The organism is Dyella sp. SG562 (assembly GCF_011759495.1).
In the GTDB taxonomy this organism is placed as follows: Bacteria; Pseudomonadota; Gammaproteobacteria; order Xanthomonadales; family Rhodanobacteraceae; genus Dyella_D; species Dyella_D marensis.
The window spans coordinates 130202-146395 of record NZ_JAAOYS010000005.1; the positions used below are offsets into that span (position 1 = coordinate 130202).

Sequence of the window (16194 nt, forward strand, 5' to 3'; positions counted from 1 at the left end):
TACTCGCAAGCGCTACCCATGAGTCCCAGATACCCGATCCGCCTCAACCGGCACGGCACGCCATGCGTGCATGCCACGCGCCATACCGGCCGCGGTGCCGCCAGACGCCCGGGCCAAGGCGGCGACCTGCTCGCCGTCGGCTTCGGCGCCCTGGCTTTATGCGTCACCATCCAGATCCGCGCCAACGTGCTCGAAATCTGCGACGGCAACACCGCCACCACCATCACCGCAGGTTCCACCGCGAAAGTCGGCAAATGCAACGCACAGGGAAAGAACGGCACCACCTTCCTGCTCGCCAGCAACGGCGATGGCGCGGCGGTGCACGGCCATGACAACGGCACGCTGACCCTGCGCGGCAACAACGGCGTGCAGATCCACGGCCAGGCCTCGCTCAACGGCAACAAACTCACCAGCCTTGCGGCCGGCACCGCCGACGCCGACGCGGTGAACTTCGGCCAGTTGCGGCCGTTGCAGGATTCGCTGAAACAAACGAGCGGCACGCTGGGAACCTTGGAGAAAAACCTCGGCGCCGCCAGCAGCAGCATCGCCAGCCTCAGCACGGGCCTCGATGGCGCCAACAAGCATATCGCCGGCCTCAAGAGCGGCCTCGATACCAGCAACAGCAGCATCGCCAGGCTCAGCGGCAACCTCGACACCGCCAACAGCCATCTGGCCGGCCTCAATAGCAGGCTGGACACCAGCAACGGCAACATCGCCAGGCTCAGCAGCCACCTCGACACCGCCAACAACGATCTGGTGAATCTGAAGAGCGGCCTCGCCACTGCCAGCAGCAGCATCGCCAGGCTCGACAGCGATCTGGGCGCGAGCAACGCCCATATCACCCGCTTGCTTGGCGTACTCGGCGGCGGCGCCACGGTCGATGCTGCCGGCAACGTGGTGCAGCCCATCTACAGGATCCAGGGCCGCGAGCACACCGGCGTGGATGGCGCGTTGAATGCGCTCGACGCTGGCCTGGATAACGCCAACACCCATATCGCCAGGCTCGACGGCAGCCTCGGCAACGGCTCCGCCGGCCTGCTGCGGCAGGCCGCTCCAGGCGAGGACATCATGCTGGCCAAGGATCTCGATGGCGAACGCCTGAATATCGCCGGCAGTTTCGACGATGCGACCGCAGGCGGCGGCACGGTGACGAAGATCAAGGACCGCCGCCTCACCGGACTCGCCGCCGGCAGCGCCGACAACGACGCGGTGAATCTCGGGCAGCTCAAGGACAGCGGTCTGTTCGATCGCGATGGCACCGCGCGCCACGCCGTGATCTACGACGGTGCGGACAAGGCGATGGTGAGCCTCGGCGGCAGCGGCGGCACCGTGCTGGCCAATGTCGCTCCCGGCCTGATCGCCGCCGGCAGCACGCAGGCGGTCAATGGCGGGCAGCTCCACACGCTGCGCGAAGACCTGCAAGGCCAGCTGCATGGACTGGACGGACGCGTCGGCCAGCTGGAGACATCCGGTGCCGGCCATCACGACGACATGTCCCGCACCGCCAACGACACCGCGACAGCCGCTCCGGCCAAGAGCCAGAACGGCAACGCCAACCATCGCGCGGAAACAGGCACCGCCAGCCACACCGTGGCGGACCGCGGGCACACGGCATCGTCAACTCCGGCATCGTCAACGCCGGCAGCGCAGCCCCGCCCGATCGCCCACGTCGCCCCCGGCACCGCACGTACCGACGCCGCCAACTGGGGCCAGGTGCAGGACGCCATCGGCGACGTGCGGCACTGGACTCGCCGCCGCTTCGCGCAGATGGATCGCCGCATCGCCGGCATGGGCGCGATGGGCGCGGCCATGGCGCAGATGGCGTTCAGTGCGCAGGGCCTGGCGAAGGCCAACCGCATGGCCGTGGGCGTGGGCAGGCAAGGCAGCCGCTCCGCCGTGGCGCTCGGCTATTCGCACCAGCTGCATGCGAATCTCAACCTGTCGCTGGGCGGCGCGGCAAACGGCGACGACACCTCGATGGGTGCCGGCCTCGCACTGGGCTGGTAAGCGCGGCCCGCCAAAAAGAAGGCCGGCATCCACGGATGCCGGCCTTCCCGTTCAACGCTTCCGCATGGGCGCGGAAGCCTTCGCAGCCACTACCGCTTACGCGCTCACCGGCACCGCGGCCAGCTGCGCCAGGCGGCGCACCGCCACCGAGGCGATCGGATAATCCGCATTCTGCGTGAGGATCTCTGCCAGCATGTTGCGCGTGTACTTCAGCGTCGCATCGTCGCGCTGCAGCCATGCCTGCACCGGCGAGACGTCCTTGGCCTGGCCGGCGAGCGCCAGCACCTGCAGGGCCAGCGCGCGATGCTGGTGGTTGAGCTCATCCAGCAGCGAACCGCGCGCCTGCGCATGCCAGTGGCCTTCCACCGGCAGCGCCTCGATCTGGCTGCGCAGCCATTCCAGGTCCAGCGCCTCGCCCAGCTCGTAGAACACGCCGGCCACCTTGTCCACCGGCTGGCCGCTCTGCTGCGCCACTTCCACCATGTCGAGCATGGCGCGCAGCTCGGGGATGCGGGCCATGCGCACCGACAAGCCGGTGGGAAGACCTAGGCCTTCCCATTTCTCCTGGCTGGTGCCGAAGTCGGCCTTGCCGGTGGGCGTCAGTGCGTCGGGCACCGCTTCGTACAGCGCGGCGACGCCGGCCTGGTAGCGGTCGACGTTCGCGGCGATTTCCAGCGTGCCGCCCGGACGGCTCAGCAGCCAGCGGGTGAGATGGCGCAGCAGCGACCAGATCTGCATGACGGCGTCGAGCTGGGTCTCCTCCGCCACCTTGCTGTCAAGCGCCTCGATCTCCGCCCACAGGTCGCGCGCGCCGAGAATCTCGCGGGCCGCCGTATAGGCCTTGGCGATCGCCGCCGGGCCGTGGCCGGTGTCTTCCTGCATGCGCATCATGAAGGTGGCGCCCATGCGGTTGATCGTCGAGTTGGTCACCGCGGTGGCGATGATCTCGCGCTTCAGGCGATGGCGCTGCATGTGCTCGGCGTACTTCTCGTGCAGCGGCTCGGGGAAGTAGCGCACCAGCTCCTTGGAGAGGTACGGGTCTTCCGGCACGTCCGAGTCGAGCAGCTGCTGGAACAGCTTGATCTTGTCGTACGACAGCAGCACCGACAGCTCCGGACGCGTCATGCCCTGGCCGCGCGTCTTGCGCTCGGTCAGCTCCGCCTCGCTGGGCAGGTTCTCGACCTGGCGGTCGAGCAGGCCCTCGCCTTCCAGGATGCGGATGAAGTGGGCCATCGAACCCAGGCGGCGCACCGACTGGCGCTCCATCAGGGTGATCGCCTGGTTCTGGCGGTAGTTGTCCCACAGCACCAGCTGGCCGACCTCGTCGGTCATCGCGGCCAGCTGCTGGTTGCGCGCGGCGGTGTCCAGCTCGCCGCGCTGCACGGCGTCGTCGAGCAGGATCTTGATGTTCACCTCGTGGTCGGAGGTGTCCACGCCGGCCGAGTTGTCGATGAAGTCGGTGTTAAGCAGCACGCCGTGCTGGGCGGCTTCGATGCGGCCCTTCTGGGTGAAGCCCAGGTTGCCGCCCTCGCCCACCACCTTGCAGCGCAGCTCGCCGCCGTTGACGCGCAGCGCGTTGTTGGCGCGGTCGCCGGCGTCGGCATGGCTCTCGCTGCTGGCCTTGACGTAGGTGCCGATGCCGCCGTTCCAGAGCAGGTCCACCGGCGCCTTGAGGATGGCGTTGAGCAGTTCGTTCGGCGCCATCTGCGTGACGTCGCCCTTGATGCCCAGCGCGGCGCGCACTTCCGGCGACACCGGCACGGCCTTGAGCGTGCGCGGATAGATGCCGCCGCCGGCGGAGATCAGCGACTTGTCGTAGTCCTCCCAGCTCGAACGCGGCAGCTTGAACATGCGCTCGCGCTCGGCGAAGGAACGCTCCGCGTCCGGGTTCGGATCCAGGAAGATATGGCGATGGTCGAACGCGGCCAGCAGGCGGATATGGCGCGACAGCAGCATGCCGTTGCCGAATACGTCGCCGGACATGTCGCCGATGCCCACGCAGCTGAAGTCCTGCGTCTGGCTGTCGCGGCCCAGCGCGCGGAAGTGGCGCTTGACCGATTCCCAGGCGCCCTTGGCGGTGATGCCCATGCCCTTGTGGTCGTAGCCGTTGGAGCCGCCGGAGGCGAACGCGTCGCCCAGCCAGAAGCCGTGCTCCAGCGAGATGGCGTTGGCGATGTCGGAGAACGTCGCCGTGCCCTTGTCGGCCGCCACCACCAGGTAGGGGTCGTCCGCGTCGTGGCGCACCACGTCGTGCGGCGGCACCACCTTGCCTTCGACCAGGTTGTCGGTGATGTCGAGCAGGCCGCTGATGAACATGCGGTAGCAGGCGATGCCCTCGGCCAGCTGCGCGTCGCGGTCGCCGCCCCCACCCGTTAGCTGGGGCGGACGCTTCACCACGAAGCCGCCCTTCGAACCCACCGGCACGATCACGGTATTCTTCACCATCTGCGCCTTGACCAGGCCCAGCACCTCGGTGCGGAAATCCTCGCGGCGGTCGGACCAGCGCAGGCCGCCGCGCGCCACCGCGCCGAAGCGCAGGTGGATGCCTTCCACGCGCGGCGCCGACACGAAGATCTCGCGGTACGGCACCGGCTTGGGCAGGTCGGGCACGCGGTGCGAATCGAACTTGAAGCTGATGTAGCCGCGGTGCGCGCCTTCCCACTGCTGGAAGAAGCTGGTGCGCAGGGTGGCGCGGATCAGCGCCATGAAGCTGCGCAGGATGCGGTCGTCGTCCAGGCTGGAGACGTTCTCCAGCAGCACGCCGATGGTTTCCTCGATCACCTTGATCTGCTCGGCGCGCGGCTGTGCCAGCGCCCCGACCAGGCCGTCGATCAGGGCCGGATGCGCGTGGCGCACGCTTTCCGGGATCAGCGCCTGCATCTCGCCGGCCAGCGCGGCCTGCGCGTTCTTAAGTTCCAGCGCTTCCAGCGCCTCGCGGCGCGGATCGAACTTGGCCAGGAACAGCTCCACCAGCAGGCCGGCGATGGCCGGATAGCGGTTGAAGGCGTCTTCCATGTAGTTCTGCGAGAACGCCACGCCGGTCTGCAGCAGGTACTTGCAGTAGCCGCGCAGCATGGCGACCTGGCGCCAGCTCAGCTTGGCCCCGAGCACCAGGCGGTTGAAGCCGTCGTTCTCGGCGTTGACGCGCCAGATCTGCTCGAAGGCGTCCTCGAACAGGCTGCCGACCTGCTCCACCGAGAACGTGAGGTTGCCCACCGGCTGCACCTCGAAGTCCTGGATGAACAGCGGCGTGCCGCCGGTCTTCACGTCGTACACGTGCTCGGTGAGCACGCGCAGGCCGAGGTTCTCCAGCTGCGGCAGCACTTCGGACAGCGCGATGTCGGCGCCGCTGCGGTAGACCTTGAAGCGCAGTTCTTCCGGACGCTGCTCCGGGTGATAGAACGACATGCGCACCGCGTCGTCGCCCTTCAGCAGGGCCAGCTGGCGCACGTCCTCGGCGGCGGCGGCGGGCAGCACGTCTTCCACGTAGCCGGCCGGCAGCGCCTTGCCGTAGCGGTTGGCCAGCACCACGCCGTCGTGGTCGCCCATCAGCTTGACCAGGGCGTCGCGCAGGTCGTCGTGCCAGTTGCGCACGATCGCGGCCACGTCCTGCTCCAGCGCCGCGGCGTCGTAGCTCACGTGGTCGCCGATCTTCGGGCGCACCACGATGTGCAGGCGGGCCAGCGCGGCCTCGCCCATCAGCACGGAGGAATCGATCTGCTCGCCGTGCAGCGCGTCGCGCAGCATGCTCTCGATGCGCTCGCGCACCGAGGTGTTGAAGCGCTCGCGCGGCACGAACACCAGGCAGGTGAAGAAGCGGCCGTAGCGGTCGCGGCGCACGAACAGGCGCGTGCGGGCGCGCTGGCGCAGTTCCAGGATGCCGATGGCGGTGGCGTAGAGCTCGTCCTCGTTGCTCTGGAACAGCTCGTCGCGCGGCAGCGTCTCCAGGATGTGGCGCAGCGACTTGCCCGAGTACGAATCGCGCTTCAGGCCCGAACGGGCCGTCACCGCTTCCACGCGCTGGCGCACCAGCGGCACGTCCTGCGGGCGCGCCATGTAGGCATTGGAGGAGAACAGGCCGAGGAAGCGCTGTTCGGCCACCGGCTTGCCGCTGGCGTCGAAGCGCAGCACGCCGACGTAATCCATGTGGCCCTGGCGGTGCACGTGCGAGCGCGCATTGGTCTTGGTCAGGATGATCGCGTCGGTGGAACCGGACTGCGGCAGTTCGCTGGCCGCCATGCTGCGCAGCGAACGCGGCGCCATCGAGCGCTCCTGCTTGTGCAGGATGCCGAGGCCCGAGCCTTCGACCGAGCGCAGCACTTCGTCGCCGGCGGCCTGGGTGACTTCGTATTCGCGATAACCGAGGAAGGTGAAGTTGTCGTCGGCCAGCCAGCGCATGAACTCGACCGCTTCTTCCACCGAATCGCGGTTCAGCGGCAGCTGGCGGTTCGGCAGGTCGGCGGCGATGGCCAGGGCCTGGTCGCGCATGCGGCTCCAGTCGGCGACCGAGGCGCGCACGTCTTCCAGCGAGCTCTCGATCTGCGCCTTGAGCTGGGCCATCTCGGCTTCGTCGGCGAGACGGTCGATCTCGAAGTGCATCACCGACTCGGGCGCGCCGTCGTCGGCGCCCAGGCGCTGCAGGCGGCCGGCGGCATCGCGCGCGGCCTTCACCACCGGATGGATCACCGCATGGATCTGCAGGCGGGTGGACACGATCATGCTCACCGTGTCGACCAGGAAGGGCATGTCGTCGGTGGCGATCTGCACCACGCTGCGGCCCGCATGCCCGGCCTGCGGATTGAACACGCGCACCGAGGCGCGGCCGGTCTGGCGCTGCTGCACGAACTCGAGCAGGCCGCCGATCAGCGCGGCCCATTCGCTTGCGGTGTGCAGTTCGAGGTCGCCGGCGGCGACGCGGGAGAAAAAGGCGCTGATAAAAAATTGCGCCTCATCAAGGCGCTGGTTGGGGAAACCGGTTTTTTTCAGTTCATCCAGAACTTCAGCCTGGATCGATGTTTCGCTGGCCGCACGAATTGCGTTCATGGCATCTATTGGCAGTGACGGAGATGGGGCAGAAAAGCCGCAAAAGGATACGCTCGCACCAAGGCGATAGCCACCTGCATTGCGGCAATCACTTCAGCCTGCGGTTCGGCAGACGATCGTTTTGCGCAAGCGTGCGTTGCGGCTCGATCAACGGTGCTCGTGGATGCATGCGCACTGCGGTGCGGAGCGATGCGCACGTGTGTTCGTCGACGGATGCGGATCGACGATGCAAGCGATGCCTTGCCACTGCATCGGAAAGAGGCCGCGCGCGTGCTTCGCTGCGCCGCAGCACGCCAAGCCGGCTTAGGGGCGAGAAACCCGGATAAAAATACCGGCTCGATATCCGGAACGCGGCGGCCGCGGCGTGGTCGCCGCCTGCCGGCTCAAGAATTCCTCTGAGGGAGCATTCCACCCGGATCGCTAGCTAGACCATGCGCCCGCGCACGGTCCCCGCCATATCCCGTCACACCCCCTTCGCGGCGAAAACACGAAGAATTCAGGGCTAGACCATTCGTCAAAGCAAATTGTAAACTGGCCGGTATAGTCAAGCCCGCTGCCCGTCCGGAGCACCGCATGCGTTGTTCACAGCCGTCGTTCAGCCGCAAGCTGTCCGGCGGCACTAGGCAGGCATGCTGCGCCACGGAAAGCTACGCGCCTGGCAGCCGATCCGGGGATCGGCGAGACCCGCACACCCGATACCTATAAATGGAGTCCCCATGAAGTCCTCGTCACTGCGCACACCCCTGCTGTGCCTTGGCCTGCTGGCGCTGGCCGCCTGCGGAGGCAAGAAGGAACAAGGCCCGCCGCAGATGCCGCCGCCGGAAGTCGGCGTCGTCAAGGCCCAGCCGGTTTCCGCCCCGCTCAACAAGGACCTGGTGGGACGCCTCTCCGCCTTCCGCAGCGCCGACGTCCGCGCCCGCGTGGCCGGCGTGCTGCTCAAGCGCGTCTATGAGGAAGGCACCGACGTCAAGAAGGGCCAGGTGCTGTTCGAGATCGATCCGTCGGTCTACCAGGCCAACTTGAACTCGGCCCAGGCCAACCTCGCCTCGGCCCAGGCCACCTACGCCAATGCCCACAAGGCCGCCGAGCGCGCCCGCCAGCTGCGCCCGCAGGGCTACGTGTCGCAGGCCGACCTCGACAGCGCCGAAGCCAGCGAGCGCAGCTCGTCCGCCGCGGTGAAGCAGGCGCAGGCCTCGGTGGAAAGCGCCCGCATCAGCCTGGGCTTCACCCGCGTCACCGCGCCCATTGACGGCCGCGCCGGCCAGCAGCAGGTCACCGAAGGCGCCATCGTGGGCAACGGCAACGCCGATGCCGGCGCCAGCTCCACCCTGCTCACCACGGTCGACCAGCTCGATCCGCTGTACATCAACTTCACCGTCAGCGCCGCCGACCTCGACCGCCTGCGCCGCGCCCAGAGCGCCGGCCACGTGAGCCTGACCGACCCGACCAAGACCACGGTCGACGTGATCCTGCCCGACGGCAGCAAGTACGAGCACCAGGGCCAGCTCGACTTCTCCGGCGCCACGGTCGATCCGACCACCGGCACGGTCAACCTGCGCGCGCAGCTGGCCAACCCGGACAAGCGCCTGCTGCCCGGCACCTACGTCACCATCAAGGCGAACCTGGGCCAGCAGAACAACGTGTTCCTGGTGCCGCAGCAGGGCGTGGCGCGCGACGTCGCCGGCGCCTACGTGCTGGTGGTGAACCAGGAGGGCAAGGTGCAGCGCAAGGACGTCACCGCCAACGACCTGAGCAACGGCAACTGGATCGTCACCGGCGGCCTCGCCGCGGGCGACCAGGTGATCGTGTCGGGCCTGCAGGCCGTCCAGCAGGGCGCGCCCGCCAAGGCCTCGCCGTGGACGCCGGGCCAGAACGCCGGTCCGCCGAACGGCGCGCCGGGCGGTCAGCCCGCGGCCGGCAAGCACTGACGGGAGTCGACCGACATGCCCAGTTTTTTCATTGACCGCCCGATTTTCGCGTGGGTGGTAGCGATCCTCATCACCATGGTCGGCACGATTGCGATGCTGAACATGGGTATCGAGTCCTACCCCAACATCGCGCCGCCGCAGGTGGTGGTTAACGCCACCTTCCCGGGCGCCAACGCGGACACGGTGGAGAAGAACGTCACCCAGGTGATCGAGCAGCAGCTCACCGGCATCGACCACCTGCTGTACTTCTCCTCTTCCTCGAGCTCCAACGGCTCGGCCTCCATCACCCTCACCTTCGAGACCGGCACCAATGCCGACATCGCCCAGGTGCAGGTGCAGAACAAGGTCTCGCTGGCCCAGCCGCGCCTGCCCACCGCCGTGACCCAGCAGGGCGTGGTGGTGGCGAAGAACAATCCGGACTTCCTGATGTTCGTCTCGTTGGTCTCGACCAACCCGGACATCGACGGCAACCGCCTGGCCGACATCATCGCCTCGCAGGTCGCCGACCAGGTCGGCCGCATTCCCGGCGTCGGCAGCACCCGCGTGATCGGCGCCGAATACGCGGTGCGCATCTGGCTGAACCCGGACAAGCTGCAGGGCTACGGCCTCTCGGCCAGCGCCGTGCGCGACGCCGTGTCCACCCAGAACGTGCAGTTCGCCGCCGGCTCGCTGGGCGCCGACCCGGCGCCGGCCGACCAGGGCTTTACCGCCACGGTGTCGGCGGAGGGCCGGTTCTCCTCGCCCGAGGAGTTCGGCAACATCATCCTGCGCGCCAACAGCGACGGCACCGTGGTGCGCCTGAGCGACGTCGCCCGCGTCTCGTTCGGTCCGCAGTCCTACGGCCTGGCCTCCACCTGGAACGGCCAGCCGGTCGGCGGCCTCGGCGTGCAGCTGCTGCCGGGCGCCAACGCGCTCGACGTGGCCACCGCCGTGCGCGCCAAGATGGACGAGCTGTCCAGGGACTTCCCGCAGGGCGTCACCTGGTTCGCGCCGTACGACACCACGCCGTTCGTGAAGGTGTCGATCAACGAAGTGGTGCACACCCTGGTGGAGGCGATCATCCTCGTCTTCCTGGTGATGCTGATCTTCCTGCAGAACATCCGCGCCACCATCATCCCCACCCTGGTCATCCCGGTGGCGCTGCTGGGCACCTTCATCGGCCTGATCGCGCTGGGCTTCACCATCAACCAGCTGACCTTGTTCGGCATGGTGCTGGCGATCGGCATCGTGGTGGACGACGCGATCGTGGTGATCGAGAACGTCGAACGCATCATGACCGAGGAGCACCTCCCGCCGAAGGAGGCCACCCGCAAGGCCATGGGCCAGATCACCGGCGCGGTGGTGGCGATCACCGTGGTGCTGGCGGCGGTATTCGTGCCGTCGGCCCTGCAGGCCGGCGCCTCGGGCGTGATCTACAAGCAGTTCGCGCTGACCATCGCGGTGTCGATGGGCTTCTCCGCGTTCCTCGCGCTGTCGTTCACCCCGGCGCTGTGCGCCACCATGCTGAAGCCGACCCACGACCAGAAGAAGAACGTGGTGTACCGCGGCTTCAACAAGATGTTCGACTGGGTCACCCACACCTACAGCGGCCATATCTCCAGCGCCGCGCGGCATGCGCCGCGGTGGATGATCGTGTTCGCGCTGATCACCGCGCTGGCCGGCTTCCTGTACACCAAGCTGCCCACCAGCTTCGTGCCCAGCGAGGACCAGGGCTTCGCGCTGGCCATCGTGAACCTGCCGCCGGGCGCCACACTCAAGCGCTCCGAGCAGGTGATGGCGGAGATGCGCGAGCGCATCAAGAACAGCCCGCTGAACGACTCGATCGTCGGCATGTACCAGATCAGCGGCTTCAGCTTTGTCGGCCAGAGCGAAAGCGCGGGCATGGCCTTCATCAAGCTCAAGGACTGGAGCGAGCGCAAGATCACCGCGGACGAGCTGATCATGCAGGCCAACGGCGTGCTGCACGGCATCCGCGACGCGCAGATCTTCGTGGTGAACCTGCCGACCATCCGCGGCCTCAGCCAGTTCGGCGGCATCGACATGTACCTGCAGGCGCGTGCCGGCCAGACCCATGGCGAGCTGATGCAGGCCATGGGCATGGTGCTGGGCAAGTCGCAGGGCAACCCTGCCCTGCTCGGCACCCGTCCGAACTCGCTGCCCGACGCTCCGCTGTGGAACCTCAAGGTGGACCGCGTGCAGGCCGAGTCGATGGGCCTGTCGGTCAGCGACGTGTACACCGCGATCCAGCTCACCCTGGCGCCGATCTACGTCAACGACTTCGTCTACGGCGGCCGCGTGAAGCGCGTCTACCTGCAGGCGGACCAGCCGTTCCGCATGGGCCCGGACGCCTTGAACCACGTGTTCACGCCCAGCGCGCTGGCCAGCACCGGCAGCAGCAGCGCCGCGCGTTCGGCCACCAACCCCTACAACATGATCCCGATCTCCAGCGTGGTGCATTCCGACTGGGGCACCGGCTCGCCGGCGCTGACCCGCTACAACGGCTACGCCGCCGTTGAAATCGTGGCCAGCGAAGGCAAGGGGTACTCCACCGGCCAGGCCATGGGCGCGCTGCAGAACATCGTCGACAAGGACCTGCCCAAGGGCTTCGGCGCTGACTGGACCGGCCAGTCCTACCAGGAAATCCTGGCGGGCAACTCGGCCACCCTGCTGCTGGTGCTGTCGATCGTGATCGTGTTCCTCTGCCTCGCGGCGCTGTACGAGAGCTGGTCGATCCCGGTCGCGGTGCTGCTGGTGGTGCCGCTCGGCCTGCTCGGCACGGTGGTGTTCTCCATGCTGCGCAGCCTGCCGAACGACATGTACTTCAAGATCGGCATGATCACGGTGATTGGCCTGGCGGCGAAGAACGCCATCCTGATCGTGGAATTCGCGGTGGAACAGCAGCAGCAGGGCAAGTCGCTGTTCGACGCGGTGGTCACGGCGTCCCGCCTGCGACTGCGCCCGATCCTGATGACCTCGATGGCCTTCATCCTGGGCGTGTTCCCGCTGGCGGTGTCGACCGGCGCGGGCGCCAACTCCCGCCATGCGATCGGCACGGGCGTGATCGGCGGCATGCTGTTCGCCACCTTCCTGGGCCTGCTGCTGATCCCGGTGTTCTACGTGGTGGTGCGCCGCGCCCTGGGCGACAAGCTGGACGAGAGCTCGCACAAGGTGCGCCAGGCGCACGGCGGTGGCGGCGACGCAGCCTCCGGGCACTGATCGCCAGCTACCCTGCAACAAACAGAAGCCCCGGCCATGCCGGGGCTTTTGTTTTATGCATCCGCCGCATCGAAAGCCGTTGGTTGGCCAAAGCCCCGATGGTCAAATCTAGTAATCGTAAGTCTCGGACCGGAAGATCTGGTTGAGGATCCAGTAGTCCTCGGTCGTCGGCATGATTTGAAAGAACTCCCAGAAGCGCGTGGGATACTGGTTGATCCGCAGGGTTCCTTTTACAAGGACGCAGATCCCGCCATTCATGCTCGGCTGCGCGTAGGTTTCCTCGACTTCATAAGTCACCGCGGTAATGGACTGCAATTTTCCGATGATGGCGCCAGCCCCCTGGTAGTTCTCTCCTTCAAAGGTGAGCAGGGAACCGTCGTGGTAGAACGGCGCCAACGTATGCGGATCGGTCTGCAAGCCGTGGTAGTACCGCCGGGAAAAAGCGCTGGCGACCACGTCGGTATCTACGCCGGGGTTCATGACTGCATCCTTTTGCATGTTCTCGGCGCCGAGCTTACGACGCCATCCGGCCGCAGGCATGCCGCGCATCCCATAAAAAAGCCCGGCGGTCACCCGCCGGGCTTGATCGATCGCGCTTGCCGAAAGGCTCAGCGCAGACCGGTTTCGGCGCGCGCGATCACCAGGCGCTGGATCTCGCTGGTGCCTTCGTAGATCTCGGTGATCTTGGCGTCGCGGAAATAGCGCTCCAGCGGCATTTCCTTCGAATAGCCCATGCCGCCATGGATCTGCACGGCCTGGTGGGCGATCCACATGGCCGCCTCGGAAGCGACCAGCTTGGCCACCGAAGCCTCGGTGCCGAAGCGGCCGCCGTGCTTCTCGGTCTGGCCCTTGGTCCAGGCCGCGCGCAGGGTCAGCAAGGTGGCGGCGTCGAGCTTGCACTTCATGTCGGCGATCTTGGCCTGGGTCATCTGGAACGTGCCGATCGGCTGGCCGAAGGCCTTGCGGTCGCGCGACCACTGCAGGGTGGCCTCGTAGGCGGCGCGGGCGATGCCCACCGCCTGCGAGGCGATGCCGATGCGGCCGGCGTCGAGCACGCCCATGGCGATGGAAAAGCCCTTGCCCTCCTCGCCCAGCAGGTTTTCCTTGGGGCAGACGTAGTCGCTGAATTCGATCTCGCAGGTGGCCGAAGCGCGGATGCCGAGCTTGGGCTCGGTCTTGCCGGCCATGAAGCCCGGCAGCTGGGTGTCGACGATGAAGGCCGACACGCCCTTGGCGCCGATGCCCGGCGTGGTGATGGCGAACAGCACGATGTAGCGCGCCACCGGGCCGGAGGTGATCCAGCTCTTCTTGCCGTTGATCACCCAGTCGCCATTGGCGTTCTTCGTCGCGCGCGTGTGCATGGCCGAGGCATCGGAGCCGGACTGCGGCTCGGTCAGCGCATAGGCGCCGATCGCCTCGCCCTGGGCGATGGCGCGCACGTACTTCTGCTTCTGTTCCTCGTTGCCGTGCTTGAGGATGCCGTTGCAGAACAGCGAATTGTTCACCGACATCACGGTGGAGGTGGCCGCGTCGGCCGCGGCGATCTCGATCATCGCCAGCACGTAGGCGACCGGGTCCATGCCGGCGCCGCCGTACTCGTGCGGCACTTCGATGCCCATCAGGCCGAGCTGGCCCATCTCGCGGATGTTCTCCAGCGGGAACTCGCCCTTGGCGTCCAGCTCGGCGGCGACCGGCACGATGCGCTTCTGGGCGAAATCGCGGGCGATGGACTGAATCGAAAGCTGGTCTTCGGTAAAGCTGAAATCCATGGGGGACTCCGGGGAAGGGCAAAGGAAAAAAGCTAGCCCGCTATTTTAGCCGGCGCGGGAAAAAGGCCCCTGTGCGGTGCAGCAGAAGGCCTGCCGCCCCGCCCGCCGGCCCGGGTGGAGGCCGCCCTGGAATTTGTCGCTTGACGCCCTCCCGGTCCCGCCCTAGCCTTTTGCATCTTTCCATCGCGATATAAGGATGCGGCATGGATCTCGCCACCGCTTCCAGCGTTCTGCGCCTGCTGGCCGACCCCACCCGGGTGCGCCTGCTGGCCCTGCTCGAACGCGAAGAACTCACCGTCGCCGAGCTGGCCGCCGTGCTGCGCCTGGCCCAGCCGCGCGTGTCCACCCACCTGGCCAAGCTGAAAGAGGCCGAGCTGGTGCGCGACCGCCGCGCCGGGGTGTCCGCCTATTACCGCGCCAATATGGAAGGCGACGAGCGCCAGCACGACCTGATCCGCTCGCTGCGCGACAGCATCGACGACGCCCTGCTGCGCGAAGACGCCGACCGCCTGCCCACCGTGCTGGCTCAGCGCGCCGGCGAGGCCGGCTGGGCCGACACCGTGGCCGGCGACATGGAGCGCCACTACTCGCCCGGCCGCACCTGGGAAACCCTGGCCCGCTCCCTGCTGCAGCTGCTGGAGACCGGCGACGTGCTGGACATCGCCTCCGGCGACGGCATCACCGCCGAGCTGCTGGCGCCGCATGCGCGCTCGATCGTCTGCGTGGATTCCAGCGACCGCGTGGTCGAAGCCGCCGCCCAGCGCCTGCAGCCCTTCGCCCACGTGGAAGTGCGCCAGGGCGACATGCACGCGCTGGATCTGGGCGAACGCCGCTTCGACCTCGTACTGATGCTGCACGCCCTCACCTATGCCGAGCGCCCGGCGCAGGCCGTGGCCGAGGCCTCGCGCCTGCTGCGCCCCGGCGGCCGCCTGCTGGCGGTGACCCTGGGCCGGCACGACCACCGCGCCGTGGTGGAGCCCTTCGACCACCGCAACCTGGGTTTTTCTCAGGACGAACTCTCCGGCTTCGCGCGCGGCGCGGGCCTGGAAGACATCAGCTGTACCCGCCTGAGCCGCGAGCGCAAGGCCCCTCATTTCGAGGTGATCAGCCTGCTCGCCCGCAAGCCGTAAGGAGAACATCCGCATGAGCGCCCTGCCCTGGCTCCACCCCGACCGCGTCGCCCTGCTCGAGGCCGCGCTGCGCCAACGCATCCTGATCCTCGACGGCGGCATGGGCACCATGCTGCAGGGCCATCGCCTGGACGAGGAAGGCTTCCGCGGCGAGCGTTTCGTCGAAGGCCGCGACCATGCGCACGAGGCGCATCACGACCATCCCGGCTGCGACCTCAAGGGCAACAACGACCTGCTCACGCTGACCCAGCCGGCGATCATCCGCGGCGTGCACGAGGCTTATCTCGAAGCCGGCGCCGACCTGGTCGAGACCAATACCTTCAACAGCACGCGGATCAGCCAGGCCGACTACCAGCTGGAACACCTGGCGCACGAGCTGAACCTCGAAGGCGCGCGCCTGGCCCGCGCCGCCTGCGATGCATGGACCGCGAAGACGCCGCACCAGCCACGCTTCGTGATCGGCGTGCTCGGCCCCACCAGCCGCACCGCCTCGCTGTCGCCGGACGTCAACGACCCGGGCTTCCGCAACGTCACCTTCGAGGAACTGGCCGCCAACTACACCGAGGCCGCGGCCGGCCTGATCGACGGCGGCGCCGACCTGATCATGGTCGAGACCATTTTCGACACGCTCAATGCCAAGGCCGCGCTGTTCGCCATCAGCGAACTGTTCCGCGAACGCGGCGCGCGCCTGCCGGTGATGATCTCCGGCACCATCACCGACCGCTCCGGCCGCACGCTTTCGGGGCAGACGGCCGAGGCGTTCTACTACTCCGTCGCGCATGCGCGCCCGCTCACCGTGGGCCTGAACTGCGCGCTCGGCGCGGCCGACCTGCGCCCGCACGTGCAGACCCTGGCCCAGGTCGCCGACTGCTTCGTCAGCACCCATCCCAATGCCGGCCTGCCGAATGCGTTCGGCGAATACGACGAAACGCCCGAGCAGATGGCCGCGGTGATCGGCGGCTTCGCCCGCGACGGCCTGCTCAACCTGGTCGGCGGATGTTGCGGCACCACGCCGGCGCATATCAAGGCGATCGCCGAAGCGGTGCGCGACTGCGCGCCGCGCGCCCTTCCTTCCATCGACGCCGCCGAAGCCGCCTGATC

Annotated in this window: 8 protein-coding genes; 5 read left to right on the forward strand and 3 right to left on the reverse strand. The window is 67.6% G+C overall.

From position 1 onward, the window contains the following. The first annotated feature begins 18 nt into the window (after nucleotides 1-18). The gene (locus FHW84_RS11625) at nucleotides 19-2007 is read left to right on the forward strand and encodes a YadA C-terminal domain-containing protein (protein ID WP_167255617.1); all 1989 of its coding nucleotides are present in this window, start codon (nucleotides 19-21) and stop codon (nucleotides 2005-2007) included. A gap of 96 nt (nucleotides 2008-2103) precedes the next feature. Here FHW84_RS11625 and FHW84_RS11630 read toward each other — a convergent pair whose 3' ends face one another. Beyond that, complete coding sequence (locus tag FHW84_RS11630; protein ID WP_167255619.1) at nucleotides 2104-7050, reverse strand: NAD-glutamate dehydrogenase domain-containing protein; 4947 nt, start codon at nucleotides 7048-7050, stop codon at nucleotides 2104-2106. 716 nt (nucleotides 7051-7766) lie between these two features. Between FHW84_RS11630 and FHW84_RS11635 the strand changes: the two genes are divergently transcribed. Further along, nucleotides 7767-8978 carry an efflux RND transporter periplasmic adaptor subunit gene (locus tag FHW84_RS11635; RefSeq protein WP_167255620.1) on the forward strand — a complete coding sequence of 404 codons (1212 nt, stop codon included), beginning with the start codon at nucleotides 7767-7769 and terminating at the stop codon, nucleotides 8976-8978. Nucleotides 8979-8993: 15 nt separating this feature from the next. Next, nucleotides 8994-12194, forward strand: a complete 3201-nt coding sequence (locus tag FHW84_RS11640; RefSeq protein WP_167255622.1) for an efflux RND transporter permease subunit — start codon at nucleotides 8994-8996, stop codon at nucleotides 12192-12194. Between the two features lie 108 nt (nucleotides 12195-12302). On the opposite strand, the gene FHW84_RS11645 is transcribed toward FHW84_RS11640, so the two are convergent. Further along, nucleotides 12303-12767 (reverse strand): nuclear transport factor 2 family protein, encoded by a 465-nt coding sequence (locus FHW84_RS11645; protein ID WP_167255624.1) that lies wholly within the window; start codon nucleotides 12765-12767, stop codon nucleotides 12303-12305. 35 nt (nucleotides 12768-12802) lie between these two features. After that, on the reverse strand, nucleotides 12803-13963 hold the full coding sequence (locus tag FHW84_RS11650) for an acyl-CoA dehydrogenase family protein (RefSeq protein WP_167255626.1): 1161 nt from the start codon (nucleotides 13961-13963) through the stop codon (nucleotides 12803-12805). A gap of 203 nt (nucleotides 13964-14166) precedes the next feature. Between FHW84_RS11650 and FHW84_RS11655 the strand changes: the two genes are divergently transcribed. Beyond that, the gene (locus FHW84_RS11655) at nucleotides 14167-15093 is read left to right on the forward strand and encodes a metalloregulator ArsR/SmtB family transcription factor (RefSeq protein WP_167255628.1); all 927 of its coding nucleotides are present in this window, start codon (nucleotides 14167-14169) and stop codon (nucleotides 15091-15093) included. Between the two features lie 13 nt (nucleotides 15094-15106). Next, a complete protein-coding gene (locus FHW84_RS23090) occupies nucleotides 15107-16192 on the forward strand; it encodes a homocysteine S-methyltransferase family protein (RefSeq protein ID WP_168647689.1) in 1086 nt (361 codons plus the stop codon). The last annotated feature ends 2 nt before the right edge of the window (nucleotides 16193-16194 follow it).

Excerpts from the sequence above, each read along its gene's own strand:
- FHW84_RS11630 (WP_167255619.1), bottom strand. The coding sequence starts at position 7,050 with ATGAACGCAATTCGTGCGGCCAGCGAAACATCGATCCAGGCTGAAGTT.
- FHW84_RS11655 (WP_167255628.1), top strand. The coding sequence starts at position 14,167 with ATGGATCTCGCCACCGCTTCCAGCGTTCTGCGCCTGCTGGCCGACCCC.
- FHW84_RS11650 (WP_167255626.1), bottom strand. The coding sequence starts at position 13,963 with ATGGATTTCAGCTTTACCGAAGACCAGCTTTCGATTCAGTCCATCGCC.
- FHW84_RS11640 (WP_167255622.1), top strand. The coding sequence starts at position 8,994 with ATGCCCAGTTTTTTCATTGACCGCCCGATTTTCGCGTGGGTGGTAGCG.
- FHW84_RS23090 (WP_168647689.1), top strand. The coding sequence starts at position 15,107 with ATGAGCGCCCTGCCCTGGCTCCACCCCGACCGCGTCGCCCTGCTCGAG.
- FHW84_RS11625 (WP_167255617.1), top strand. The coding sequence starts at position 19 with ATGAGTCCCAGATACCCGATCCGCCTCAACCGGCACGGCACGCCATGC.
- FHW84_RS11635 (WP_167255620.1), top strand. The coding sequence starts at position 7,767 with ATGAAGTCCTCGTCACTGCGCACACCCCTGCTGTGCCTTGGCCTGCTG.